Source organism: Halanaerobium sp. MA284_MarDTE_T2, assembly GCF_003337245.1.
Taxonomy (GTDB): domain Bacteria; phylum Bacillota; class Halanaerobiia; order Halanaerobiales; family Halanaerobiaceae; genus QPJE01.
Map to the genome: position 1 here is coordinate 1 of NZ_QPJE01000013.1, position 25,882 is coordinate 25,882.

Annotated in this window: 21 protein-coding genes; 2 read left to right on the plus strand and 19 right to left on the minus strand. The window is 34.6% G+C overall.

Features of this window, described 5'->3' with window-relative positions; genetic code table 11:
- The first annotated feature begins 124 nt into the window (after positions 1-124).
- The gene (locus DFR78_RS07160; protein ID WP_114458158.1) at positions 125-2,872 is read left to right on the plus strand and encodes a cation-transporting P-type ATPase; all 2,748 of its coding nucleotides are present in this window, start codon (positions 125-127) and stop codon (positions 2,870-2,872) included.
- Between the two features lie 65 nt (positions 2,873-2,937).
- Here DFR78_RS07160 and DFR78_RS07165 read toward each other — a convergent pair whose 3' ends face one another.
- The 12 genes from DFR78_RS07165 to DFR78_RS07225 all read right to left on the minus strand — a co-directional run bounded on the left by DFR78_RS07165 (position 2,938) and on the right by DFR78_RS07225 (position 16,394).
- Positions 2,938-4,425, minus strand: coding sequence for a sodium:solute symporter family protein (locus tag DFR78_RS07165; protein WP_114458159.1), 1,488 nt, complete (start codon positions 4,423-4,425; stop codon positions 2,938-2,940).
- 363 nt (positions 4,426-4,788) lie between these two features.
- On the minus strand, positions 4,789-5,310 hold the full coding sequence (locus tag DFR78_RS07175; protein ID WP_114458210.1) for a transcription repressor NadR: 522 nt from the start codon (positions 5,308-5,310) through the stop codon (positions 4,789-4,791).
- A gap of 88 nt (positions 5,311-5,398) precedes the next feature.
- A complete protein-coding gene (locus DFR78_RS07180) occupies positions 5,399-5,590 on the minus strand; it encodes a hypothetical protein (protein ID WP_114458161.1) in 192 nt (63 codons plus the stop codon).
- Positions 5,591-5,828: 238 nt separating this feature from the next.
- Positions 5,829-6,467, minus strand: coding sequence for a transcriptional regulator (locus DFR78_RS07185; RefSeq protein ID WP_114458162.1), 639 nt, complete (start codon positions 6,465-6,467; stop codon positions 5,829-5,831).
- Between the two features lie 209 nt (positions 6,468-6,676).
- The gene (locus DFR78_RS07190) at positions 6,677-7,846 is read right to left on the minus strand and encodes a dicarboxylate/amino acid:cation symporter (protein ID WP_114458163.1); all 1,170 of its coding nucleotides are present in this window, start codon (positions 7,844-7,846) and stop codon (positions 6,677-6,679) included.
- Positions 7,847-7,946: 100 nt separating this feature from the next.
- Positions 7,947-9,227, minus strand: coding sequence for a serine dehydratase subunit alpha family protein (locus DFR78_RS07195; protein ID WP_114458164.1), 1,281 nt, complete (start codon positions 9,225-9,227; stop codon positions 7,947-7,949).
- A gap of 25 nt (positions 9,228-9,252) precedes the next feature.
- Positions 9,253-9,627 (minus strand): RidA family protein, encoded by a 375-nt coding sequence (locus tag DFR78_RS07200; RefSeq protein WP_114458165.1) that lies wholly within the window; start codon positions 9,625-9,627, stop codon positions 9,253-9,255.
- Between the two features lie 239 nt (positions 9,628-9,866).
- On the minus strand, positions 9,867-11,042 hold the full coding sequence (locus DFR78_RS07205; RefSeq protein ID WP_114458166.1) for a M20 family metallopeptidase: 1,176 nt from the start codon (positions 11,040-11,042) through the stop codon (positions 9,867-9,869).
- A gap of 288 nt (positions 11,043-11,330) precedes the next feature.
- Positions 11,331-13,040, minus strand: coding sequence for a flavocytochrome c (locus DFR78_RS07210; protein WP_114458167.1), 1,710 nt, complete (start codon positions 13,038-13,040; stop codon positions 11,331-11,333).
- 90 nt (positions 13,041-13,130) lie between these two features.
- Positions 13,131-14,141, minus strand: a complete 1,011-nt coding sequence (locus tag DFR78_RS07215; RefSeq protein WP_114458168.1) for a dihydroxyacetone kinase subunit DhaK — start codon at positions 14,139-14,141, stop codon at positions 13,131-13,133.
- A gap of 18 nt (positions 14,142-14,159) precedes the next feature.
- Positions 14,160-14,957: an HAD-IIA family hydrolase gene (locus DFR78_RS07220; protein ID WP_114458169.1), complete on the minus strand. Its 798-nt coding sequence runs from the start codon at positions 14,955-14,957 to the stop codon at positions 14,160-14,162.
- Between the two features lie 105 nt (positions 14,958-15,062).
- Positions 15,063-16,394, minus strand: a complete 1,332-nt coding sequence (locus DFR78_RS07225; protein WP_114458170.1) for a sn-glycerol-1-phosphate dehydrogenase — start codon at positions 16,392-16,394, stop codon at positions 15,063-15,065.
- A gap of 497 nt (positions 16,395-16,891) precedes the next feature.
- Between DFR78_RS07225 and DFR78_RS07230 the strand changes: the two genes are divergently transcribed.
- Positions 16,892-17,662, plus strand: coding sequence for a DeoR/GlpR family DNA-binding transcription regulator (locus tag DFR78_RS07230; protein WP_114458171.1), 771 nt, complete (start codon positions 16,892-16,894; stop codon positions 17,660-17,662).
- Between the two features lie 96 nt (positions 17,663-17,758).
- On the opposite strand, the gene DFR78_RS07235 is transcribed toward DFR78_RS07230, so the two are convergent.
- The 7 genes from DFR78_RS07235 to DFR78_RS07265 form a co-directional block, all read right to left on the minus strand.
- Positions 17,759-19,012, minus strand: a complete 1,254-nt coding sequence (locus DFR78_RS07235) for a zinc-binding dehydrogenase (protein ID WP_114458172.1) — start codon at positions 19,010-19,012, stop codon at positions 17,759-17,761.
- Positions 19,013-19,075: 63 nt separating this feature from the next.
- Complete coding sequence (locus DFR78_RS07240) at positions 19,076-19,936, minus strand: class II fructose-bisphosphate aldolase (RefSeq protein ID WP_114458173.1); 861 nt, start codon at positions 19,934-19,936, stop codon at positions 19,076-19,078.
- Between the two features lie 266 nt (positions 19,937-20,202).
- Positions 20,203-21,735 carry an FGGY-family carbohydrate kinase gene (locus DFR78_RS07245; protein WP_114458174.1) on the minus strand — a complete coding sequence of 511 codons (1,533 nt, stop codon included), beginning with the start codon at positions 21,733-21,735 and terminating at the stop codon, positions 20,203-20,205.
- A 255-nt stretch (positions 21,736-21,990) separates the two neighbouring features.
- A complete protein-coding gene (locus DFR78_RS07250; protein WP_114458175.1) occupies positions 21,991-22,563 on the minus strand; it encodes a glycerol-3-phosphate responsive antiterminator in 573 nt (190 codons plus the stop codon).
- 589 nt (positions 22,564-23,152) lie between these two features.
- Positions 23,153-23,806 (minus strand): fructose-6-phosphate aldolase, encoded by a 654-nt coding sequence (gene fsa / locus DFR78_RS07255; RefSeq protein ID WP_114458176.1) that lies wholly within the window; start codon positions 23,804-23,806, stop codon positions 23,153-23,155.
- A gap of 198 nt (positions 23,807-24,004) precedes the next feature.
- The gene (locus DFR78_RS07260; protein ID WP_114458177.1) at positions 24,005-24,487 is read right to left on the minus strand and encodes an RpiB/LacA/LacB family sugar-phosphate isomerase; all 483 of its coding nucleotides are present in this window, start codon (positions 24,485-24,487) and stop codon (positions 24,005-24,007) included.
- A gap of 236 nt (positions 24,488-24,723) precedes the next feature.
- Positions 24,724-25,680: a sugar-binding transcriptional regulator gene (locus DFR78_RS07265; protein ID WP_114458178.1), complete on the minus strand. Its 957-nt coding sequence runs from the start codon at positions 25,678-25,680 to the stop codon at positions 24,724-24,726.
- Between the last annotated feature and the right edge of the window lie 202 nt (positions 25,681-25,882).

Consider the following 25,882-nt stretch of genomic DNA (forward strand, 5'->3'; position numbering starts at 1 on the left):
AATACAAAAGGCAAGTTAGAGGATATACTGTTGGGCTAACAGGATTTTAAGCCTGTGGAGATGGTGGGTTACCACTTCTAAGAAGCAGGAATCCTCGTGGGCTTGCCCCGAGGAGGGTCAATAGGTGGCAGAAAAAGAATTTTACAGACAGAAAGCAAAGGATGTTGTAAAAGCTTTAGAGAGCAGTCTTCAGGGGCTGAGCCAATCAGAGGCAGAAAAAAGACTGAAAAGAGATGGGAAAAATGTTCTTGAAGCAGCTAAAAAAAGGTCATTATTTATAATCTTTTTACAGCAGTTTAAAGATGTACTTGTGATCTTACTTTTAATAGCCGCTGTCATGTCATTATTAATCGGAAGTTATCGTGACGCTTCAGTAATGTTTTTGATTGCTATAGTTAACTCTGTAATTGGATTTATGCAGGAATATAAAGCTGAAAAAATAATTGATTCCTTAAATAAATTGGTTAATTCACCTTCAAAAGTAATTCGTGATGATCAAATCGGAGAAATTCCGCAGGAAGAATTAGTTGTCGGAGATATTGTTAGTCTGGAAGAAGGAGATAAAATTCCAGCTGATTTGAGAATTATAGAATCATTTAATTTAAGAACAAATGATGTTTCTCTAACCGGTGAATCTATGCCACAGGAAAAGCATTCCAACCAAATTGAAGAAGAAAGACCACTAGCAGACCGGGACAATATGGCCTATCTGGGAACAACAGTTGCCTCCGGTTCAGCCAAGGGAGTTGTAGTTGAAACTGGAATGGAAACTGAAATGGGCAAAATTGCTTCGATGACCCAGGAAGAAGATAAATCTCGCTCCCCTCTTCAGGATGAACTGCATACAGTGGCCAATCGAATTGGTATTTTTGCAGTAGCAGTTGGATTTACACTTTTTGGTGTAAGTATTTACAGAGGTTATGGATTGAACTTCGCTTTAATATATGCTCTTGGTGTAGCTGCAGCTGTTGTACCTCAGGCTTTACCGATGCAGGTTACAGTAGCTCTGTCTCAGGGAGTAAAAAGACTGGCAGGAAAAAATGCAGTAGTCAAAAAGCTTTCTTCTGCTGAAACTCTTGGTTCAACCAATGTTATCTGTACAGACAAAACTGGGACTTTAACCAAAAATGAAATGACAGTTAAAAAAGTATATTTTGATGGTAGGGAGTATGAAGTAACAGGACTAGGTTATGAGCCTGAAGGCGAACTTTTAGGTGAAGATGGTGAACCGCTGACTGAAGAAGAAATTGCAGAAATGGAAATTATCTTTGATGCTGCTACAATGGCTTCCAATGCAGAAATTCATGAGCCAGATGAAGATCACCCCGGCTGGTATGCAATAGGTGATCCAACAGAGGCTGCGCTAATTACTCTTTCTACAAAACTTGGTACTCGCTCTCCTAAAGAAGATGAAGAAAATCCTGAATTACATGAATTCAGTTTTGATTCTGACCGCAAAAGAATGAGTTCAATTAGAGAATTTGAAGATGGAAATTATCTTAAGATGAAGGGTGCTCTGGGGAGTGTACTTTCTGTTTCCAAACATATTCTCAAAGATGGAGAAATAGTAGAGATTACAGAAAAAGACAAAGAAAGATTACAGGAAATAAATGAAAAGTATTCAAAAGATGCAATGCGGGTTTTAGCAGTTGCCTACCGCAAACTTGAAGATGATGAGACAGATTATGTTTTAGAAGAAATAGAAAAGGATGTTATTTTTCTGGGAATGGTGGCGATGATTGATCCTCCAAAAGAAGGAGTTAAGGAAGCCATTCAGGAATCACATGATGCCTATATTGATACCTATATTATGACTGGTGATCATGCAACTACTGCCCAGGCAGTAGGTAAAGAAATTAGTCTTTCTGTTGATGATGAAGATGTACCAGTATTTACCAGCAAAGATTTGGAAGAGATGAGTGAAGAAAAACTTAGACAGACTATGGAAGAAAACAAGTCACTTATTTTTTCTAGGGTATCACCTGAGGATAAATTGCGGATAGTTAAAAATTTAAAAGAACAGCAGAAAATTGTTGCTGTAACAGGAGATGGAGTTAATGATGCTCCAGCACTAAAAAGTGCTCATATTGGTGTTGCTATGGGGCAGATGGGTACAGATGTGTCCAAAGAAGCATCAGAGTTGATTTTGCTGGATGACAGTTATCCAACCTTAGTTTATGCGATTAAAGAAGGAAGGACCATTTATAATAATTTAAAGAAAACAATTCTGGGAACATTAACTGCCAATGGGGCTGAATTAACACTGGTTCTGCTTGGATTAATTGCAGCAGCACTTTTTGACTTACCGATTCCAATACTGGCTATTCAGATTCTATCAATTGACCTCCTAGCTGAAATTTTACCATTAACAGCTTATACTTTTGATCCAGCTTCAGAGCAGATAATGACCTCACCGCCAAGAAGTCAGGATGACCATATTGTTAATAAAAAAAGTTTCAGCAGGTTTGCCTTTATGGCTTTAGTAATTGGAGGTTTTGCTTATTTAAATTTCTATTCTTTCATTAACGGACAAATTTCAGCTGTTAGTGAAGGAGGAAAATTATATGCTCAGGCGACAACAATCAGTTATTTAACTGTTGCCTGTCTGCAGTGGATAAATATTATGTCTTTAAGATATGAATATCAGAGTATTTTTTCTAAGAACTTTTTTAGTAACCCCAAAATACTATATGCAATTTTGATTTCAATTGGATTAGTATTAGGAGTAGTTTATATTCCATATATAAACGATTTTCTCGGTTTTGCCGGGGTAGGAATAGCCGCCTGGAGTAGAATTCTAATTTCCAGTGTGTTATTTTTAATCTTAAATGAAGTTATTAAGTTTTTCAGACGTCGAAAAGCAAATGTATAATTTGCAGACCAGCAGACCGTACCAGGTACAAAAAGGCCTTTTTGTACCTGGTACATCAACATAAGTTACAAAATATTTTTCTCCACACACTCTTTTTGCAGATAACAGATAAATTCTTCTGCCTTTTTTTCCGGTGCTTCAGTTAGCAGACTTACAAAAATAAAAACAATACTAGAAATTAAAAGAGTCCAGATTCCTGCTCCCTGTCCTAAAGGGCTCCATCCAAAAAATTGGAGGTAAAGAGCAGTCAATGAACCAATAATAATACTGCTCAGTGACCCGGCAGCAGTAGCTTTTTTCCAGAAAAAAGCACCAAACATTGAAGGAACAGTAACAAGCAGTCCAACTGAAGCTGCTACAGAAAGAACCGCTATAAGATCAAATTCCTGAACTGCAAAGAAAAACCCTAATAAAGCGATAACTAAAATAGATAATTTTGCAGTCCTCAATTGTTTTAAACTTTTATCTTTATCCAGCCTATCCTCCATATTCTTAAATATATCCTTTACAATCAGTGACGAAAGTGTAAGCATTATCGAATCAATAGTAGAAATGGCTGCTGCTGTAATTCCAATCATTGCTGTTAAAGCAAGAATCGGCGGTACATATCTTGAAGCCAAAAGTTCTGGAGTAGCCAGATCAGCATTTTGAAGACCGGGTATCAATAAGCGGGCAGAAAATCCCCAGATTACTGAAACAATGGTAAAAATAAAGCCAAAAATTAAAAAACCTTTTATCATTGTTTTCATAGATTTTAAATCACGAGGAATAAATAGACGCTGACTCACCTGTGGATTGGAAATAGAAAAGAAAAACCAGGGCAGGCTGAGAGCTAAAAAATTATTGAATTTAAAAAATCCGGGGCCAGGCACTGTAAGCATATTGCCATCCAGATGAGAAAGAGAGTAAAAAAATTTTGAAAACCCTCCTAAATGCTGATAAACAACATAAAAAAGTATAATAATACTCACAGTGATCATAATAAGTGACTGCAGGGAATCAGTCCAGCTGATAGATTTCATACCGGCAGTTAATGCCCAGGCAATTGCGAGTACACCAGCAGTAATAACTCCAACAATAAATGGAATCTTCCCATTAGAAAGACCATTTAAAAGATAGCCAACTCCCATCAGCTGAACCGCTAAATAGGGAATCAAAAATATACATGCTGAAAGTGAAGCAGCAAAAGCTATCCACCTATTTTGATAGCGGTCACCAAGCATCTCATATGGTGAAACATAATTGTTTTTCCTGCCTATCAGCCAGAAACGGGGCCCAAAAAAAGCTACAAGAGAAAGCCCTGACAAATATATCAATTCAAAACCCAGTGCTCCTACTCCACCTGAATATGTAAACCCGGCCAGTCCAATCATCATAAAGGCACTATAAGTTGTGGCACTGTAGGAGAGAGCAGATACAATACCACCTGTGTTTCTCCCATTTAAAAAGTATTCTGTAATTCCTTTACTCATATTTTTCCGAGCCATTAAGGCAACTAGTGAACCAACAAATATGTATAGAATCACTGCCGTATATAGATATGCAGCTGGCATTAATTATCCCCCCAGTAAGATGTTATTTTAATAGTTAAATAAATATCAGTTAAAGCAAATATGCTCCAAAATAAAAATGCGCCCTTAAATGAATTAATAGAATTTAAAAAATTATAGGGTATAACAAAAGCTGAAATCACAAGAAAAACCATAATACATATATATATCAGCCTCAATCTCTTTAATTTGTCTCCTTTCACATAAATCCACTCCCCTTTATTGAGATTATCACCTTTAGTAAATATAATATTTTATCAGCACCTATTTTAGCTTTTTGAATATTATCACCTAAAAAAATGATTTTAACAAAACTTATTTACAGTAAAACTTTACACATGTCTTTACAGCTAAAACAAAAACAAATCATTCTTCAAGCAGATATCCTTTTTCTCTCAGTTCTGCCTTAATTTTTTCTATCACCTGCTCATTGACTGCCTCAATTGTATGCAGATGAACTCCATCAGTTAATTCCGAAAGCAGTGAAGCCTCATTTTGCTGATAATTATCAATAAAAATATTAACATCATCTATGCTGCTAATCATGAGATTGCCGCTGAGCTCACCATAAATTGGATGCTCAACTTTAACATCAATAATCCTCCCACCATAGTTTACTACTGTAAGCAGCTCATCCCTCAATTCATCATTATCTCCATGCCTGCAGGCAATAGAAGCTTTAACAGTAGGTATACCAAGATTATCTTCATAAAAATAGCCCTGAGAAGTAGCCACTATTCCTTCACCCCGGGCACGCAGAAGAGCTATATCCTGAACAATAACCTGACGGCTTACATCAAATTCTTCTGCCAGCTGTGAACCAATTACAGCTTGTTTTGCATTTTTTAATCTCTGCAGCAGTTTGTTTCTCCTCTCCTCAGTTTTAATTTTTACCACCTCACTTTTATAATCTGTTAAGTATTTTAACATCTGTATTGACAGATGTCAAGATATTATATTGAAAAAAAAAGAACAGTCAGCTGTTATTGTCCTTGCACCATCTCGCTCCAATTCTTTTGCTACTTCTAATTATAACTTCCACACCACTTTTATCTTTTTCCAGCAGCTGTTTAAAGTTCACTCCTTTTACAAGTTTATACCTGATAGGATAATCATAACTACTGGCATTACCAACATCTCCTGCATTTCCTGGAATAAAAGGTGCCACATAATCTAAAAGTAAAATTCCAACAGCTTCATCATAATTTATCTAATTTTCATTAGCTTTATAGAGCATAAGTTTCCCTCCATAAGGACCCTCCATAAGGACTGCTTTTTTATCTAAAGCAATCTCAAAATCCATTCTGAATGCTGTATTAAATTTAAGATTACACCTCCACAATACCAAACATTCGGCAGTTCGCAACAGATAAAGAAAAGCAAACAGCTGGATAATTTTTAAACGCCTATCCATTTAGATATCGATAAATTGTAGCTTCTGACGTTTCTAGTTCACCGGCTACTTCAGAAATTGAATTTTTAAGTAGAAAAACTCCTTCTTTTTCCAGTTCCTTTACAACTGCTTTTTTCTCATCCGCTGTCATTCTTTTTGGTGGAACAGAAATTCTGCTGATGTGCTTTTCTATAATTGAATGCATAAGTTCTTCTATTGAATTAGTAAATTTTTCTGATGAATTGTCTTCAATTGTTTTATTTTCCCTTTTATCACCTGTAATAAATTCATTCAACAGATCTCTGGCTTCGATAAATTTACTTACATCAAAATTTAAACAGAGCATTGCTGCAACTTTATTATCTTTTTTTATAAAATATGTTGAAGATCTTAAAGCCTTACCATCTTTTGTTTTGCCTGTATAATTTGTCATATAATCTTTCTCTAAATCATGACCTTCTCTGACAATTTTTAAGGCGAGATCTGTGAGTGCATCTCCTACCTTTCGCCCACTAATATGTCCATTTTCGATTGCAATAATGGAATTTTCCAGATTATTTAAATCATGAAGCACAACCTCACAGTTTTCTCCCAGAACTTCTGCCAGAAATTTAACAAGTGGTTTATAATTATCTAAATACTCACTACTCAACTTTTTTCCTCCTCTAAAATAGTCTCTATATTTTTATTCAATAATTAATTAAAGTACCCTTTTTTGAAATGAGCAAAAGTCCCTGAAATCTAATATATATATATCAGGAACCTTTAATCATTTTTAATTATTTTAAATTAAATATAAACAGCTGTATTTTATATAAAACCGAAAGCAAATCTTCTAACTATTATTTTTTAAATATGTAATTATGCTGTTTTTTTTCTATTTAATCCGGTCAGCATCAGTGCAATTGCCCCATCACCGGTAATATTACAGGCTGTACCAAAACTGTCCTGTATAGCAAAAATAGTTAACACAAGTCCTACCCCGGTCTGATCAAAACCTAAAATACCGGTGACCAATCCCAGAGATGCCATAACTGTTCCACCTGGAACTCCAGGAGCTCCAATTGCAAAGATCCCCAGCAAAATTGCAAATAAAAACATGGTCGACATTGATGGTACGCTACCATAAAGCACTTTAGAAATAACCATTACAAAAAATGTTTCTGTTAAAACTGAACCACACAGGTGAATAGTTGCTCCTAATGGAATAGCAAAATTAGTTATTTCTTCTTCAAGCACTTTAGATTTTCCGGCTGATTTTAAAGATACAGGCAAAGTTGCAGCACTGGACATTGTTCCAACGGCGGTTAAATAAGCAGGAACATAATGTTTAATAACTTCCAGCGGGTTTTCTCCAGATATCATACCTGCAATTGAGTAAAGAACAGTTAACCAGATAAAATGACCGACAATAACTAAAATTATAATAGTAAGAAACACTGGTAAATGTTCAGTAATTGTTCCTTCATATGCCAGCTCTGCAAAAGTTGTAGCAATAAAAAACGGCAGAATTGGTATGACTATTTTTTCAACTAGTGATAAAATCATATTCTGCATTTCATCCAGCAGGTCTGATATCATTTCTGCTTTAGTCCAGGCAGCTGAAAGGCCAACGAAAAGAGCTAAAACAAGGGCACTCATAACAGGCATAATAGCCGGGATATCTAATTGAAACATTATTTCGGGAAGTTCTCTTAAAGAAGTGGTTTCTTCGGCAATATTTAAAAATGGAATTATTATTCGTCCTGATACAATGGCAAATATAGCAGCCCCTAAAGATGAAAGATATGCAATAGACACCGCCTGACCCAGCAGTTTACTTGCTTTTTCCTGCAGCCTTGTTATAGAAGGAGCTATAAATCCAATAATAACAAGTGGTACCGAGTAAAATATAAGCTGTCCCAAAACATATTTAATAGTAGAAACAACCTGCATAATATCTTTATTTACATAAACACCTATAAAAACACCCACAAAAACTGCCACCAGCAATCTAAATACAAGATTGTCTGTAAATTTCTTTTCGCTCATTTATAATCACTCCTGTATTATTTAATAAATATTTCACAAAATATCACATTATTATTATAAAAAATAACAGTAGATAAAATTTAACTGAATTCCATTATTTTTAATTATTTAACATAACTTTAAGCATTGCCTGATCTGTCGAAATCATACCTGGATTACAAACATAGGCCAGATTATCAATCAGATCTTTAAAGTTGTCTGCCAGCAGGCCATCTTTAGTATCTACTGACTTACCTTCCACTGCCAGTTTAGCAGAAATTACAGCCCACTCCACTGCAGTGGCTATTTTTAAAGCACAGCCTTCTTTTGCACCATCACAAACAATTCCACTTACAGACCCCAGAACATTTAACATTGAAGAAAAAATCTCTTCTTTTTTCCCATCAAGCATATATACAGTACTTGCACTCACACCTACTCCTGCTGCAACAGCAACTCCACACATTGCCGAGAGACTTCCGGTAGCTGTTTTTATATATAATGTTATTAAATTACTTAAGGCTAAAGCTCTGAGCAGTTTTTCTTCACTAACATTTTGATGTTTTGCTACAGCATAATTTGTTATAAAATTTACTATTCCCTGATTTCCACTTCCTGCACTGCTCATAATTGGCAGTCTACTGCCTGTCATTCGTGCTTCAGATGCTGCAGAGGCCAACATTCTGGCTTCAGATATCATATTGTCATTTAAAAATTCTTCATCTATAAATTTTCTGAATTTACTGCTGAGGCTGTTTTTAATTTCCAATCCTTCTTCAGCAACTTTTAGATTCATTTCAACACCATCTTTGAGAAATTTAATATTTTCTAAAGGTACGTTTTTAACATAATCTAAAATATCAGTAAACGAATAATTATTAATTCCTTTACAGTCAGCATTATCATTATCATCATTATTAATTTCAAATTTGTCAAACTCACTATCTCTACTTATTTTTTCTATTTTAACAATATTTAGATGATTATCAGCAATAATTACACGGACTTTTTCTTCTGGAGTTATTAACTGAGTTTCAATATAAAGTCCACTGATATCATCTCGTATTTTTAAATCTATTATTTCTCTTTCAATAATTTTGTGAGCAGCTCTTATATCATCTTCTTTAACACCTTCAATTACTTCTAGCTTTTTTGTATAATCACCCATTACCATACTCAGAGCAGCCGCCATAATTGGACCCTTATGATTTGTGCCGGGAATTCCTACTCTGGCAGCGTTTTTATAAATATTGAGGCTCACCATAATTTTAACTTTTTCTATTTCACTATTTATTTCATCTTTTGCCCTTGCTAATGCATAAGCTACTGCAACCGGCTCTGTACATCCCAGTGCCGGTTTTATCGTTTCTTTTAATAGATCTGTTATTTTATCTGTTTTCATATAAATCACCTTTCTATGTTATTACTTATCTGGCAATAGCTTCAATTTCAATTAAAGAATTTTTAGGAAGTTTTGCTACTTCTATACATGATCTTGCCGGTGGAATATCTCCAAAATATTCTTCATAAATTTCATTTACTTTATCAAAATTACCTAGATCAGATAGAAATATTGTAGTTTTAATGATATTATCCATTCCAAGATTTGCTTTTTTAAGAACGTTTTTTAAATTTTCCAAAACCTGTACTGTCTGTTTTTCAATATTATTTTCTACCATTTCTGAAGTTTCTGGATTAATAGGAATCTGGCCTGATGTAAAAATAAAGCCCTCAATCTCAATTCCCTGTGAGTATGGACCTATTGCTGCCGGTGCAGCTTCTGTATTAATCTGTTTTTTCATAAACAATCATCTCCTTTTAATTTTTATATTATTAAAACTTAAATATTGCTTATATACTTTTGTTAATAATTATTTATTGTTTTAATAATATATTATTATAATAACAATATATTATTATTATGTCAATATATTTATTATTATAATAATAGTTTTTTATTTAAAGCAAAAATCCCGCCAATTAATTTCAGCGGGATTTCACAGACATTATTAAATTTATACATTTGAATTCTGAGCATTTTTTATTCTAGAAAATTTAGAGCTGTTTTGACCAGCACCTTAATTCCTGCTCCAATTGATCTTTCATCAAAAATAACTCTAGCATTGTGCAGGGAAATACGGGAATTATCATCTTCATTGGCTGTTCCCAGTCTTATCATTGCTCCTGGAGTATTTTCTAAATAAAAAGCAAAATCTTCTCCTCCCATTGAAGGCTCGTCTAACTTAACAACATTTTCTTCTCCCAGCATTTCAACTGCTGACCTTTCAATGGTATCAACTACATTTTCATCAGCCACCAGAGGTGGAACTCCCTTATTAACTTGAAGTTCAGCTTCCCCACCCATACTGATCGCTGTATGTTTTATTATTCTTTCCAGTCTATCAAAAATTTCCATACGAGTTTTATGTTTAACAGTCCTCACTGTCCCCGTCATAACAACTTCATCCGGTATAATATTTGAGGCTGTACCAGCATTTAAAGTTCCAACTGTTACTACTATTGGATCCAGAGGTGATGTTTCTCTGCTCACTGCAGTTTGAATTTTTGTCAGTATATATCCAGAAATTATTACCGGGTCAATACAGTCTTCAGGATGTGCTGCATGACCACCTTTTCCTCTAACTTTTACTATAATTTCATCTGCAGAAGCAGTTGTCGGTCCTTTTTTTAAACCAACTTTTCCTCCTTCAAGATTGGGCCAGGTATGTACTGCAACAGCTGCATCAACATCAGGATCCTTCATACATCCTGCTTTCATAAGAGCTACTGCTCCACCCAGCTTTTCCTCTGCCGGCTGAAAGAAAAATTTAATATTCCCTTTAATCTGATCTTTATAATGACTCAAAACTTTTGCTGCACCAAACAGTACTGAAGTGTGAATATCATGGCCGCAGGCATGCATAACATGTTTATTTTGTGAAGCAAAAGGAAGTCCTGTCTCTTCCTGAATTGGCAGTGCATCCATATCAGCCCTTAAAGCAATCGTTTTACCTGGTTTATCACCTCGTAGAATCACAATCAAACCTGTTTTAAGTCCGTCTTTTATAATTTCTAAACCTTCAACCTGAGATAGCTCATCCTCCAGCAGTTTTGTTGTTTCAACTTCTTCAAAACTCAATTCTGGATTCTGATGAATTTTACGCCTGAGTTCTACTGCTTCCTTATCAATCTTTTCAGTTAACTTTGTTAGATCCATCTTTTACTTAATTCTCCTCTACTTTTAGATTTTTGAATATTTATTTTATTATACTATGCAATTTGTGCAATTCGTACCGGGTACAAATTATATTTTTCACATGTACCGGGTACATATCACCCTTTTTTGTACCGGGTACAGAAAAACCATAAAAACAAAAAATATAATCCCACCGTAAAAATATCGGCAGGATTATATTAATTGTATTTAATGTTAATATGACTTTATATAATGTTTAATATTTAATATCTAAAAACTGCAGTATTCAAACATTTATACGTAATCCATTTATTTTACAAATTCAGCAGCTTTTGCCCCTGCAGTTTTACCAAAGGTTGTTATATCTGCCAGAGCATTTCCGCCAAGCCTATTAGCTCCATGAATTCCGCCTGTTACTTCACCAGCAGCATATAAGCCTTCAATAACTTCACCAGATTTATTTATTACTTCTGTACTTAAATTAATCTTAACTCCACCCATTGTGTGGTGAACAGCAGGTCCAACTTCCACTGCATAATAAGGAGCTTTAGTCAATTCTGACTTCATATTTTCTCTGCCAAAATCTTTGTCGTTTCCGGATTTTACAAAGCCATTATATCTATTTACAGTTGATTTAAGCTGGTCTGCATCTAAGTTCATTTTTTCTGCTAAAGCTGTAAGAGACTCTGCTTCTGTTAGCAGTCCTGCTTTATAATAACTTTCAATTGCAGAAAGACTTTCTCTTACACCCTGATCAAAGATTAAAAATGCAGTTTGACCTTCCTGATCCAGCTCTGCAGCAGAAACAATATCTCTTGTTTCCAGCTCATCTACAAATCTCACTGCGTCTCTATTAACCAGAATAGCGCCATTACCTCTGACAGCCTCGGTAATCATTTTATTTTTAACAGGTACAACAGTCGGGTGTGTCTGAATTTCTTTCATATCAACTAACGCAACATTTAATGGTGCCAAAAAATCTAATGCATCACCGGTTGCTCCAGGTGCATTGGTTGTTCCAAATCCTTTAAGACTTGGATCAAATTTAACAACTTTTTCGGGATTGGCTCCAAAACCTCCTGTAGCAACAATTACAGCTTCTGCATTAATATTATAACGCCCATTTTTATTTTCAACAGTAATACCATTCACCGCATTTCCGTTGTGGAGAATTTCTACTGCTTTTGTGCTTAATCTAATATCAACACCAGCTTTTTTGGCGTTTTTTACAAGAACATCTACCAAATGTGAGCCGACTGCAGCACCACCAGCAGGTCTGTGAGCTCTACTGACACTAGCTCCTCCAAGTCTTCCTACATCTGATAAATCAACACCAAGTTTTGTAAGCCAGGCAACTGTTTCATCTGCTGTTTCAGTTAATTTATTAACCAGCAGTGCATTATTTTTCAGCTTACCGCCAAGCATTGTATCTTCAAAAAATAGATCTGCATCATCTTCAATACCATTTGCTTTTTGAAATTCAGTTTCTGCCGCATTTAAACCACCAGTTGCATAGGCAGTATTCCCACCAAGTATTGGCATTTTCTCAACAAGAATTACATCTACACCCCTACTGCTGGCTTCAATTGCTGCACTAAGTCCAGCACCACCACCACCAATAACTACAATATCAGTAGAGGTATCAGAATTTGTTTCTTTTTTAACAGCAGTTTTGGCAGTCAGTGTTATTCCTGCTTTACTGACAGCATCTTCAACTGCAGAAATAATTGCCTTACTTGTAACCGTTGCACCAGAAACAGTATCTACATCTATACTGTTAGATGCTATGATATCAGAAATCACCTGATCAAAAGCAGGATCAGTAAAATTTGATTCTTTACTTTCCAGAACATTAATTTCCTTTATTTCCTGATTTTCAATAATCACTTCCAGCTTAAGATTTCCATTATGCCCTTCTGCCTCACCAGTATAACTTTCCTCCGCCAGAACACTACCTGCAGCTGAAACTATCAGAAGCAGCACCAGAAATAGTACAGCTGTTTTACTTTTTAATCTCATAATAAAACCCTCCATTCAATTATTGTGCAGACCAGCAGACCAAGCAGACAGTACCAGGTACAAAAAGGCCTTTTTGTACCTGGTACACACTTAGAGGCAGGTGAATCCAACTGCATCACAGTCAGCTGCAAACAGCTCTTTTAATTCATCATCAACTTTAGTAAGAGTTATAGAATAACCTGCCATTTCCTGTGAAGTAAAGAATTCTCCAATATAGTTTTTAAATATTTTTATACCCTTTTCCTGAAGCATATTATATACCTTTCTATAGGAAATATACATCTCCAGTCTTGAAGTAGACCCAAGACCATTAATCAGAACTACAACTTCATCTCCTTTTTTGTAGGGAAGATCTTCCAGAACAATATTTAAAAGATCTGCCGTAATCTCATCATTTGTTTTCATCATTTCTCTTCTAATACCGGGTTCTCCGTGGTGGCCGACGCCAATTTCCATCTCCCCTTCAGCCAGCTCAAAACTTGGCTCTCCATTTGTTGGCATTATACAGGGCTTATGAGCAACTCCCATACTTCTTGTATTGAAAAGAGCTCTTTCAGCCGTTTCTTTAATTTCATCAAGGCTGTAACCTTTTTCAGCCATAGCCCCAGCCAGCTTCCAGATAATCACCTCACCGGCAACTCCCCGCCTGTTTTTCATCTTTTCCTTTGGCGCAGAAGCAACATCATCATTTATAATCACAGTTTTAACATCTATTCCTTCTTCTTCTGCCATTTCTGAAGCCATTTCAAAATTCATAATATCTCCACTGAAATTACCTATACAACAAATAACTCCCTTTCCACCATCTGCAGCCTTAATTGCCGCATAGATATGGTCAACAGAAGGGGAAGAAAATATATCTCCAACAGCAACTGCATCAAGAGCACCATCACCAATATAGCCCATAAATGCGGGCAGATGTCCTGAACCCCCACCAGAAACGACTCCAACCTTTCCTTCAATAGGAGCTTCTTTTTTTGCTACTGATCTTTCCGAAACCTGCTTAATCCTGTCCTCATGTGATTTAACAAAACCATCGATCATTTCTTCAATAAGCTCTTCCGGGTCATTAAGATACTTTTCATAATTTGGATTACCCATAAACCCAGCCCCCTTATATTATTTTTTCAGCTGCTCCATTATATCAGCAACTGAATTAAAAACATAATCAACTTCCTGTGGGCTTTCCGCAACAGTTTTTTGGGTTGATTCACCACTGAGAACCAGAATGCCTGTAATACCGGCATTGATAGCCATCTGAATATCAGTATAAATTCTATCTCCAACCATTGCCATTCCCTCTTTTTTAATACCCAGTTTTTTGGAGACATAATCTACCATCAGAGTATTTGGTTTTCCAACCACAAGCGGCCTCTTCCCGGTTGAAGTTTCCAGCAGACTTATAATAGAGCCACAGTCAGGCATGCTTTTCCCGTTTTCTAATGGACAGACAGAATCAGGATTTGTCGCTATATATTCTACACCCTCTAAAATGAGATCATGTGCATCCCACAGCTTTTTATAATTTAATGTTTTATCAAAACCGAGGACAAGAAAATCTATCTCTTCGTTTTTGTCTTTTACTAGTTTGAGACCTGCACTGGCCAGCTCCCTTTCTAATGAAGGTGTCCCCACCGGATATACAGCAGCATTCTCCTTATGTTCTCTTACATAATTGGCTGTCACCTGACCTGAATTAACTATCTTTTCCAGCGGAACATCAAGCCCAAAATTTTTTAGCTTTTTTTGATAATCATCTGTATTTTTAGAAGAATTATTGGTAAAAAACACATACTCTTTATCCTGTTCTTCAAGTAATTTTATAAAATCAACTGCTTGATCAATAAGCTGATTACTCAAGTATATAGTTCCATCCATATCAAGCAAAAAACAATCGATATCTTTAATACTGTTCATTAACTATCATTCCTTTAACTGTATTAATTTGCTTTATATCTCCTTATTTTTTTAGCTTCTCTCTATATTAATCTCTTCTTTCACCCTTTATTATTTTTAATAAAGTTAAAGTTTTTTCTCCAACTCTGCCACCGCATCCTGAGACCACTCTTCAATTAATCCAAGCTGTGTTAAAAGAGTGAGGATAGAGTAGCGGGCCCTAATTTCAAAGCCGTAATTCACTGCTTTATTTAACCAGTCTCGATTTAAATTTTTTACATCTTCTCTTTCAAAAAATCCGAAATCATCCAAAATTTTTTCTATACTTTGAAGCTTATCTTTATATTCTCTAATATAGCTTTTTAGATTTTCTTCTTTCTCCAGCAATCTCGCCTGAGATATTTTTTCTCTTTCCCAGCGTTTATCAAGAAGATTGAGTATTTTAGGTGCTTTATCCAGATATATTTCCTTTATATTTTTTTCTCTCAGTTTGCGGTTGTGTTTAATTTCCAGTTCAGAAAAATCAGTTTCCAGCAGCCGCAGATACATATTACTTGTTATAACTGCAGCAACCCCAACTTTAATGCCGTGTGTTGGTACAGGTTGCTTAAATATGCCAGAATACATATCAAAAAAATGAGATATCTGATGTTCACCTGCAGATGCAGGTCTTGAGTTCCCGACCATCATCATCGCAATCCCGGAATATATAAGACCTTTTGTTAGTAATTCAATTCCTTTAATCTTTCGATCTATAATAGTTTTATAATTATCCATCAGCTCATTCAGCACATTTTCTACCATATTATAAGCTTCCTGACAGAAATATGCATCAAGCAGTTCTCTCTGCATTTTCCATCCTAATAGAGAGGTCACTTTGCCCAGCAGATCACCGATTCCTGACTGAATTAACTTCCAGGGAGAAGCTGCCAGAATATTTAAATCAGCAGCAATAAACTCTGGTGGTGTAATATCATAAGATTTTTTAACCCCTTCTGCAGTAATAGAGGCAATTGAAGATGCATAACCGTCCATTGATGGTGCTGTGGCAACAACAGAATAACCTCTTCCCATTTTTCGCGCTGCATAAGCAGTAAGATCATTTATACTTCCTGAACCAACTGCAACAATATATCCATCATCATCTGTCCCTGCTAAAACACTAAAAATAGCATCAGGGTCAGGAACCAGGTGGTCATCGCCTTCTTTTTCCTTAAGCAGTATTTCTTTTACTTCAAATCCGGCTTCATTAAGTACCGACTGCACAGCATTACCGGCAGCTTTTTTAGTGTTTTTATCATTTATAACATAGATTTTTTCTTCCTCTGTTACTTGCTTAATTAACTCGGGCAGTTTATCAACAGCATTTTCTTCGATCAAAACTTCTTTTATTGGAATCTGATGTGTTCTTCCACAGGAACATTTTTTTCCTGAAATTTCATTAATATTTAAATCCATATTATTTCTCCTTTCAGTAATATAATTAAAAATTATTAAGGAGTCATACTTTAAAATTACAGCTGTTAGAAACAAATTATTTAAATTTGTCTAATTTACAGATATTTATCCACTTAAATACTAACATAATATAAAAATTAAAGCAAGTAATTATTATTGTTTCTTTCTGTTTATTTCTGTTTATTTTTATAATGTTTAAAAATTGTACTCCTAATGACATTAAATTCGGCTTTATCACACTTTAAATAAAGATTACCATTTTAATTGATCAAGACTAAACTATTTTTACATGCTTTGAATACTAAATACAGTATGAATAAAGTTGATTAAATTATCATTTTATTGGTAGTTTTTATTTTCTTTTATTTTAGACATTAAATAAAAAAATAATTTAAAATATATAAACATATGATTGTAATTTGCTTGACATTCAAAATATTATAAAATACAATTATAATAAATGACAGTAGTTTTAAACCTACTAGGAGGTATTTTAGATGCTTTCTCATACAAGGAAAAATAAAATTTTAGAAATTTTAAAAAGACATAAACAAATCTCCACCCAGGAACTGGAAAAACAACTTTCTGTATCAGGTGCAACTATCCGCAATGATCTGACCCAGCTCGAAGAAAAGGGTTTAATAAAAAGAATTCACGGTGGTGCTGTTCTGCCAGAAAGAGAGAGCAAAAACAGCTTCCGCAGTTTCCACAAAAGAAGTGAAAAAAATGTGGAGGAAAAAAAGGCAATTGGAAAAGTGGCAAAAAACTATATAGAAAACGGTCAGACAATAATACTTGACGCCAGCTCTACAGTTCTCTACCTCCTTCCCTATCTAACCCAATACGAAAAACTGACAGTAATAACCAATGGCATTTATACCGCATTAGAACTTAAAAATGAAGAAGACTTTAATGTTATTCTGCTGGGAGGAATTGTAAGGCCTAAATCCGGTTCTGTAGAAGGACTTATCGGCAGCTGTATGCTCAATGATATTTCTGCTAATCTGATGATTACTTCTGCGCACGGATTCAATGTCAAAAATGGATTAACAGATTTTAATTTTTATGAAGTAGAATTAAAGAAAAAAATGGTAGAAAAATCCGACAGATTAATTGCAGTCCTGGATCATACTAAAATAGGTCATACTTCTGCTGCTCAATTTGCCAGCAGTAGTGAAATCGATCTCCTTATTACAGATTCTCAAATAAATGATAAAGATCTTAAAGAAATAAAAGATTCCGGTATAGAAATAATTATTGGAAAATAGGAAAAAAATTAGAACAGTTAGACTTAAAAAAATATAAAGAAACATTTTTTATGTGCCGTGTTTTATTATATTTAAGTATTTAATGTACAGCCAAATTTAACTGAAATTATCAAGCAGATAATCCTCTGCTTCTTTTGACCAGAGCCCGTTATTTGCTTCAACTATATCTGCCAGCTCAGCGAACCTTTTATCAACTTCAGCTTTATCTCTTAATTTTTTAAGAGGTGTTAATTCCATATTTATATTGGTATAAATCAGCTTCTTCCCTCCAGGAAGATCGGGTAAATTTAAAATAGTTTCTTCTGCACTATCAAGTCCACCAATATGTGTAATCATCTTGGCTGGTTTAAGACGCGATTCAGCAAAAAGATCAAGCGCCTCTCTCATATCAACATCATTACCACCAGATGAACCAGTAAAATGTGTATTTGAGTAGTGAACATTATAAAAATTTACTTCAGCAGAAAATTCTTTATCTGTTGGTCCAGCAAAAAAATGCAAATTGCCGTCATCTCCCAAAAGCTCATCTCCATCTTCTACTAACTTTTTAATAGGAGCATAAACAAATACATCATCAATACCCTGTCCATGATTTAATTCTCTAATTTTCTCCAGATAATTTTCTTCTTCTGCTGGATTTATATAGTGAAGCTCAATTCCGTCTTCAGCAGCTTCTTCTACAGAAAATATGTCAGCTGCTCGCTGAAGCCTTTTTTCATTTATATCTACCATAATTAAAAGAGAAGGTCTTCTATCAGAATGAAGTGCATAATCTAAAGCACCAAGACCCATAGGTCCTGCAGCACCTAAAAGAACAGTACTTCCTCTCTCAACAATTCCCATCTCATGTTTATAATCCTCTGTATGATGGTAAACAGACTTATACCCTCCGATCACACAGGAAATAGGTTCCGCCAGAGAAGCTTCAAAAAATGCATCACCTTTATATTTAAAAATATAATCTGTCTCAATTACCTCAGATGGAATAATTACATATTCACTGTTTCCACCATAATATGGGTAAGAATATCCGGCTGTTACAGCTTTTCCTTCATAGACAAGGGCAGGCTGAATAGTAAATTTCTCACCTTTTTTATACTTATCCTTCCATTTTGAACCAACCTCTATTATCTCACCTGCAAATTCGTGGCCTGTAATAATCGGATTTTCTGAAACATTATCAGGTACACGTTTGTGGTCTGCACCCTGAAGAGCAGTTTTGTAGGTCGACATACAAATGCTGTTTGTAACTACTTTTGCCAGAATCTCATCTTCTTTGATTTCAGGAAGCTCAAATTTTTCTAAACGAAGATCTTTTTTCCCATATAATCTGAGTGCTCTAGTTTTCATATTATTCCTCCTGGTTAATATTCCGTTACGTCAAATCTAATAGTTTTTTGTTTCCTTTATCAATCAAACTCTGTTATCAGCAAATAAATCTTCTATTTTTCCAGCCACAGCATCACTTAGAGAATTTCTAATCGGTTCAAAAAGTACATCTGGAGTTGGGTCAATTCTTCCTTCTTGCTCTGCCTTTTTGGCAGCTTCTAAAAGTCCCTTATACATTGAAATTCTCAAATCAGCAAAGATGTTAATTTTTGCAATACCGTTTTTGATAGATTCCTGAACCTGTTCTACAGGTGTACCAGAACCACCATGAAGTACCAAAGGAATCGAACTGATCTCATTAATCTCTTTTAAACGTTCAATATTTAATTCCGGTTCGGATTCATAAACACCATGAGCGGTACCGATCGAAACTGCTAAAGCATCAACACCAGTTTTTTCGATAAATATTTTTACATCCTCTGCTCTGGTAAGCTGGGAATCTCCTTCTCTGCTGCCGTCAAGTTTCATTCCTCCCACATGCCCCAATTCAGCTTCAACTGTAACTCCTTTAGTATGTGCATAGTCAACTATTTCTTTTGTATTCTTAATATTTTCTTCAAAAGGAAGTTTAGAGCCATCATACATTACTGAAGTAAAACCATTATCAATCGCCTGTTTTATAAATTCGAAATTTTCCGCATGATCAAGGTGAAGCACAATTGGTATATCGTATTCTGGAGCAACTTTATTGATCAAACCTGCAATATAACTAAATCCTTTACCTTCAAGATCGTGTCTTAAAGACATTAAAATTACAGGTGATTTCTTCTTTTCTGCAGTATCCAAAATAGTTCTGATCATAAAATCTTCAATACAGTCAAACGCTGGAACTGCATAACCTTCTTTTCTTGCCTGGGGCAGTACTTCATTTAAATTAGTCAGCATAATTATCATTCTCCTTTTTTAGACCTGGGATAGTAATTTATTTTAATAAAATAAATAAAAATTTTAGGGGTTTTTGAAACTTAATTTTAAAAAATATAGTCATTCAAGATTTATTTGATATTTTATTCCTGTTTTCTCTCTTATTGAAGTTATTAAATTATTACGAGAAAACAGGTTGGTGTTTATTAACCCATCATCTTAATAGTCATTTAACAAAGCAGTTATACAACTTGACAAACATCGAAATGAGTTTAATTGATCAGTTTTTAATTGATCAGTTTATCAACATTGTTTCTGATTTCATAATTAGCTTTAAATATATCTTTAAGAGCTGGGTACAAATGTTTATATACTCTTTCATAGTATTCTTCATAAATTTCGTTGATCTTTGGATCTGGCTCAATTTTATCAATAAGTTCTAGTTTTTCTTTTGCCACTTCATAACTTTCAAATAAGCCAACACCATTACCGGCAATATAAGCTGATCCTACTTCAGCACTTACATGACCGCCAATGTAAACAACATTCATGTTCAGGGTGTTTGCTAAAATTTCTCTCAGTAATTTACTTTTAGCCATACCACCTGTTACAACCATATCTTCACTAATTTCAGTACCTGAGGCTCTAATGTATTTCAAGTTGTCAAGCAGAGCATATGCTACAGATTCGAGTCCAGCTCTAAATACATTGGCCCTGGTGTGGTCTGTGGATAAACCAAAAATAACTCCTCTAGCTCTTGCATCCCAAACAGGTGATCTTTCACCTGCAAAATACGGCAGGATAGTTAATCCATCTGAACCAGGTTTGATTTTTGCTGCTTCTTCATTCATTTTATCATAGGCATCTTCAGCTTCATGTGCCATGATATTTTCTCTAATCCACTTATATACTCCACCTGTAAATACAGGTGCTGCACTAGTTAGATACATATCAGGATAACCAGGGGCGGGGGTAACAAGCATATTTTCTGCAAAGTCATCAGATTTTCCTAAAAATCCCCAAACTGCTGAAGTACCTAAGGCTACAACATTTTCTCCAACTTCACTAATACCAGCAGCCATTACACTAGCAAATGCATCTCCTGCTCCAGCAACAACTGGAATACCAGGTTCCAACCCCGTTTCTTCACTTATTTCTGGAAGAGTTTCTCCAATTATTTCTTCAGGCCTAACAAGATCGGGCATCTTATTAATATCCAGTCCAAGTTTATTGAACATTTCAGCATCCCACTGCTTTTTGCGGATATCGAACCCTATACCTGTACAGGCAGCCTGAGTATAATCCATACAGATTGTTCCAGTTAGTTTGTTAAGTACATAATCTTTAATGTTTACAAATTTATCTGCTTTTCCGTAAATCCCAGGCTCCTTATTTTTCAGCCAGAGCAGTTCCACCAAAGCATAATAGGAGTCAACAGTGTTTCCACTTAACTCAAATACTTTGTCTACACCAATATTATCTTTTATCCATTCAGCTTCTTCTGTACCTCTTCTGTCCAGCCATAAAATTGCAGGAGCTAAGGGTTCTCCATTTTTATCTATCGGTAAAACATCTGGAGTTAACCCGCTGACACCAAGTCCCACAATGTCGCCATTTTGTTCTTCAACCCAATTTGTAGCCTCTTTAACTACCTCACAAAAACTGTTCCAATATACCTCTGCTTCCTGTTCAGCCCAACCTGCTTTAGGTATATTATACCCGTGGTTGGTGTAAAATGAATTTTCAAATTCACCTTCTTCATTAATGATCGCCGCCCTTGCGCCACTTGTGCCTATATCTACTCCTAATACATACTTCATATAATTTTCCCTCCTAATTTTGATATATGTTAATTGTTAAAAACAGCAAAATTTAAAATCTAAACATAAAAACCCCACTCTAGAACAACAGAAAATATCCTATTGTCTAAAAGCGGGGTTTCTTATCACATACCCTTTTGATTGATTTTGTTTTGATTAATATAATAAAAGTGTTGATCATTAATATTTTGTTTTAATATTTTGAAAATTAAGGAACTTAGATTACGGTTTAGAAGGAATTAATAAATAAAGAATTTAGGGCCATAAATCTTTGCTGCTGGTAGTCAATCCATCTAGACCGGCTTCAAATATTTTTTCTACAAATTTTCGATTATCTATATAGCCGGCTGCCAGCAGTGGTATATCTGGATTCACACTTTTTATTTTTTTTTTAACCTTCAAAGCTAAAGGTGAAGGCAGCAGTTCACATGCATCAGGATTTGAGCTCCTCAAACTTTCTAGCGCAAAATCTGTTGACATAGAATCCATAAAAAAGAAACGCTGGACAGCATAAAGGCCTTCTTTTTTAGCCAAACTTATAGTCTGGGGATTGGTGGAAAATAATCCATCTACCCGAAAAAAGTTTTTTAGTAATTTTATTCCAGTATGATCTGCTTTAAAACCACCTATTAAGTTGGTATGAACAAAAACAAATTTACTCTTTTTATGGCAGGTTTCCGAGATAGATTTTAAATTACCAATATGAACATTGGATAAATAAAGGACAGGAGCAGAACTCTTAAGGGCCTCATTAAGATATTTCAGCTTTTTTACAGATGGAATAATGAGTTTATCAGAAAAAATGTCTCCAACTCTTCTTTTGTTCATTTTGATCTTTATTCACAACCTTTTATTATTCTTCACTTATACTTTTACTTATTATCATATTTATAATTATAACATTAAATTTGAAACAAGTCAAAAGATTATGAAAAAGGACAGCAATTAATTTTTACCCTTTATTGCTGGAGAGAAATAGGGTCGAACTACAAAATGTAATCCCTCATATTAGCTACATCCTACAGTATTCAGGACACCAGCACATCCTGTGCGTCAAAATCATGAATCAGGAGAACTCTTTAATTAATGTACCATATTTTCGTACCATAGTTGAGTTTTAAATGAATCTAAAAATTACATTTATAAAGAAATCTCTTTTTTTGCATCTCTAAAAATAATTTTGGAGAAACTCTTTAATATGAATGAAAATTTGCAATTTTAAATCAATATTCTGAATTATTTCACCAATACAAACTGCAGACAGCAGTACAGCCTGTATTGGTTTGGTTTTAATATATTTTTATAATATTTGTATTAATTGATAAGTTATTTTGCTACAAACTTTTGTGGTATAAATTCAAATTATGCTGCTAAACTCCGTACAGTATTGAAATTTAATTTAACATTTATTTTTCCTCTATTTAGCACCCTGGGTTTTATTCCAGTCATCCAAAAATTTCTCAATGCCTATATCTGTAAGGGGATGCTGGGAAAGTTTTTCTATTACATTAAATGGGATAGTTGCAATATCTGCCCCGGCAAGTGCTGCCTCTTTGACATGCATGGGGTGTCTTATACTGGCAGAAATAATTTCAGTTTCTATACCATAGTTATCAAAAATCTGCACTATTTCTCTTACAAGGTTCATACCATCTGCTGCTATATCATCCAATCTTCCTATAAAGGGACTTACATAGGCTGCTCCTGCTTTTGCAGCCAGAAGTGCCTGATTAGCCGAAAAAACAAGGGTCACATTTGTATCTATACCCTGTTCACTAAGTGCTTTAACAGCTTTCATTCCCTCCATTGTCATCGGAATCTTAACAACTACATTATCAGCTATCTCGGCCAGTTCTTCTGCCTCTTTAATCATCTCTTCAGCTTTGAGACCAACCACTTCTGCACTAACCGGGCCATCCACTATTTCACAGATCTCTTTTATTCTTGTCTCAAATTCAATATCTCCCTCTTTTGCCACCAAAGATGGATTTGTTGTCACACCATCTATTAAACCATAACTTTCTGCTTCTTTAATTTCTTCAAGATTGGCAGTATCAATAAAAAATTTCAATCTTATCAGCCCCTTATAATTTATAGTAATTTATATTGTAGATTTTTGTATACTGATTTTTTTATTAGAACAAAATGTCCTTCGGACTTCTTTATTACAGTAAGGTTAAATTTTGTTGACGTCGAAAATTATGAATCCATAAATTTTATCCACAATAAACCACCTGGTATAATTTCCTAGACATTAAAAAATACTGGTTTATTCAATTCCCTTAAAATTCTCTTTTTCTATCTCATAAATCTCTTTTAGTTTTGGGGTTGAACGTCCAGGTTTAAATTCCAGTCCAAGCCATTCTTTAACTATTTTCTTTGCCAGTTCTGGCCCGGTTATTCTGGAACCAAGTGTAATAACATTTGCATCATTACTTAAGCTGGCCCGTTCTGCTGCATAGCTGTCATAAACCTGAGCAGCATATATTTTGGGAAATTTGTTAGCTGTAATTGCCATACCGATTCCCGTACCGCAGAGTAAAATACCTTTTTTTTCATAATCGCTTTCTACTATCTTTTCTACAGCTCTTTTTGCCACTGATGGGTAATACTCATCCTCATCAGCTGAATTAAGACCCACATCTTCATATTCTATTTCTTCTTCTTCCAGCAGTTCTTTTAAAACTTCTTTTAATTCAACAGCTGCCTTTGCTGCACCAATAACAATTTTCTTTTTAGCTTTTTTACTCATTTCCCCACCTCCTAATTGCTGATTTATAAATTAAATTTTAAAAATTATCTTTTATTTTCTTTAATTTAAATATTAACACAATATGAAAGCAAAAGCAAGCATATTTTATTATTTATTTTTATTTATTTTTATATTTTTTTATTTAAGCTGAATTAATAAAAATTAGTAAAATACATTAAATACTAATTTTAAAAAATAATTTAAATTAATGATTTCAAATGAAAACTGAAGATAATTTATTCTGATTTTTCTATTATTTTTCTGGCGGTAATTTCATCTGTTATCAATATATCGATTAAATTTCCTCTAAGTGTGGCCAGTATAGCATCTAACTTTTCTTCACCACCGGCAACTCCAGCTACTGTCTTCATTTCTTTTAGTGTATCAAGACTTACCCCTATTGTTCTCTTATCAATTTCAGGGATACAAACTTCACCATTTTTATCAAAAAATCTCCAGCAGATATCTCCAACAGAATTGTGATTCATTAAAAGATTTATCTCTTCCTGATTAAAATAACCGGTTTCCTTTAAAGTGGATTTTTCTATTTCAGGGCCAATCCCCACAAAAGCTATATTTGCTTCTTTCGATTTTTCCAGCACTTCTTTAGTTTCCTGATTGTTTTTCAAATTTTCTCCAATATCAGGACTGTCCACAACAGCAGGTGCATAAAGATAATAGCCTTTCCCCTGGTATTTATTCAATATTTTTTCCACTAAAATATTGGCCTGAATATCTGTCACCAGATTCCTCGATCCACCAACCATAGAAACTACCTTTAGATTATCTACAGATTTATTGAAATTTAAATTTTTTACCATAGAACGCAGGGTTGTTCCCCAGGAGATAGCTATTGTCATACCACTTTTTACTACATCTTCAAAATACTGTGCGGCTGCTTTGCCTATTCTATCTTTTAAGTCATTATATTTCTCATCATATTCTGCAATAACAGCATTTTTAAGTCCAAATTTTTTAACCAGCTTGTCTTCCAGGTCCAGCATATGGCATTTATCTTTTACATCTATAATTTTAAACTGAACAATTCCTTCTTCTTCTGCCTCTTTCAGCATTTTAGAAACAGTAGGACGAGAAATATAAAGTCTGTCAGCAATTTCCTGCTGGGTTAAACCTTCATTATAATAATATCTTGCTGCTTTAAGCTTTTTACAGTACCTTTTATTTTCATCCATGTTAAAATTCCCCTCTCCATCCAGACAAACAGCAATTTTCCCATGTCAAGCAAATATTTAATAGGAGTTTCCCCAAAATTTATTTTCAAGCTGCAAAAAGGGGCTTTAGTCATCAACGAAATTTTTAGATTTATCTAAAACACAATTCGGGTGTGAAATAGGGCACACTAATCAATGAGTCCTCCTGACTCATGATTAGCTC

Excerpts from the sequence above, each read along its gene's own strand:
- DFR78_RS07210 (WP_114458167.1), bottom strand. The coding sequence starts at position 13,040 with ATGAGATTAAAAAGTAAAACAGCTGTACTATTTCTGGTGCTGCTTCTG.
- DFR78_RS07245 (WP_114458174.1), bottom strand. The coding sequence starts at position 21,735 with ATGAAGTATGTATTAGGAGTAGATATAGGCACAAGTGGCGCAAGGGCG.
- DFR78_RS07190 (WP_114458163.1), bottom strand. The coding sequence starts at position 7,846 with ATGAGCGAAAAGAAATTTACAGACAATCTTGTATTTAGATTGCTGGTG.
- DFR78_RS07200 (WP_114458165.1), bottom strand. The coding sequence starts at position 9,627 with ATGAAAAAACAGATTAATACAGAAGCTGCACCGGCAGCAATAGGTCCA.
- DFR78_RS07250 (WP_114458175.1), bottom strand. The coding sequence starts at position 22,563 with ATGAACAAAAGAAGAGTTGGAGACATTTTTTCTGATAAACTCATTATT.
- DFR78_RS07260 (WP_114458177.1), bottom strand. The coding sequence starts at position 24,487 with ATGAGTAAAAAAGCTAAAAAGAAAATTGTTATTGGTGCAGCAAAGGCA.
- DFR78_RS07240 (WP_114458173.1), bottom strand. The coding sequence starts at position 19,936 with ATGCTGACTAATTTAAATGAAGTACTGCCCCAGGCAAGAAAAGAAGGT.
- DFR78_RS07205 (WP_114458166.1), bottom strand. The coding sequence starts at position 11,042 with ATGGATCTAACAAAGTTAACTGAAAAGATTGATAAGGAAGCAGTAGAA.
- DFR78_RS07230 (WP_114458171.1), top strand. The coding sequence starts at position 16,892 with ATGCTTTCTCATACAAGGAAAAATAAAATTTTAGAAATTTTAAAAAGA.
- DFR78_RS07225 (WP_114458170.1), bottom strand. The coding sequence starts at position 16,394 with ATGGATTTAAATATTAATGAAATTTCAGGAAAAAAATGTTCCTGTGGA.
- DFR78_RS07220 (WP_114458169.1), bottom strand. The coding sequence starts at position 14,957 with ATGAACAGTATTAAAGATATCGATTGTTTTTTGCTTGATATGGATGGA.
- DFR78_RS07235 (WP_114458172.1), bottom strand. The coding sequence starts at position 19,012 with ATGAAAACTAGAGCACTCAGATTATATGGGAAAAAAGATCTTCGTTTA.
- DFR78_RS07215 (WP_114458168.1), bottom strand. The coding sequence starts at position 14,141 with ATGGGTAATCCAAATTATGAAAAGTATCTTAATGACCCGGAAGAGCTT.
- DFR78_RS07265 (WP_114458178.1), bottom strand. The coding sequence starts at position 25,680 with ATGGATGAAAATAAAAGGTACTGTAAAAAGCTTAAAGCAGCAAGATAT.
- DFR78_RS07165 (WP_114458159.1), bottom strand. The coding sequence starts at position 4,425 with ATGCCAGCTGCATATCTATATACGGCAGTGATTCTATACATATTTGTT.
- DFR78_RS07195 (WP_114458164.1), bottom strand. The coding sequence starts at position 9,227 with ATGAAAACAGATAAAATAACAGATCTATTAAAAGAAACGATAAAACCG.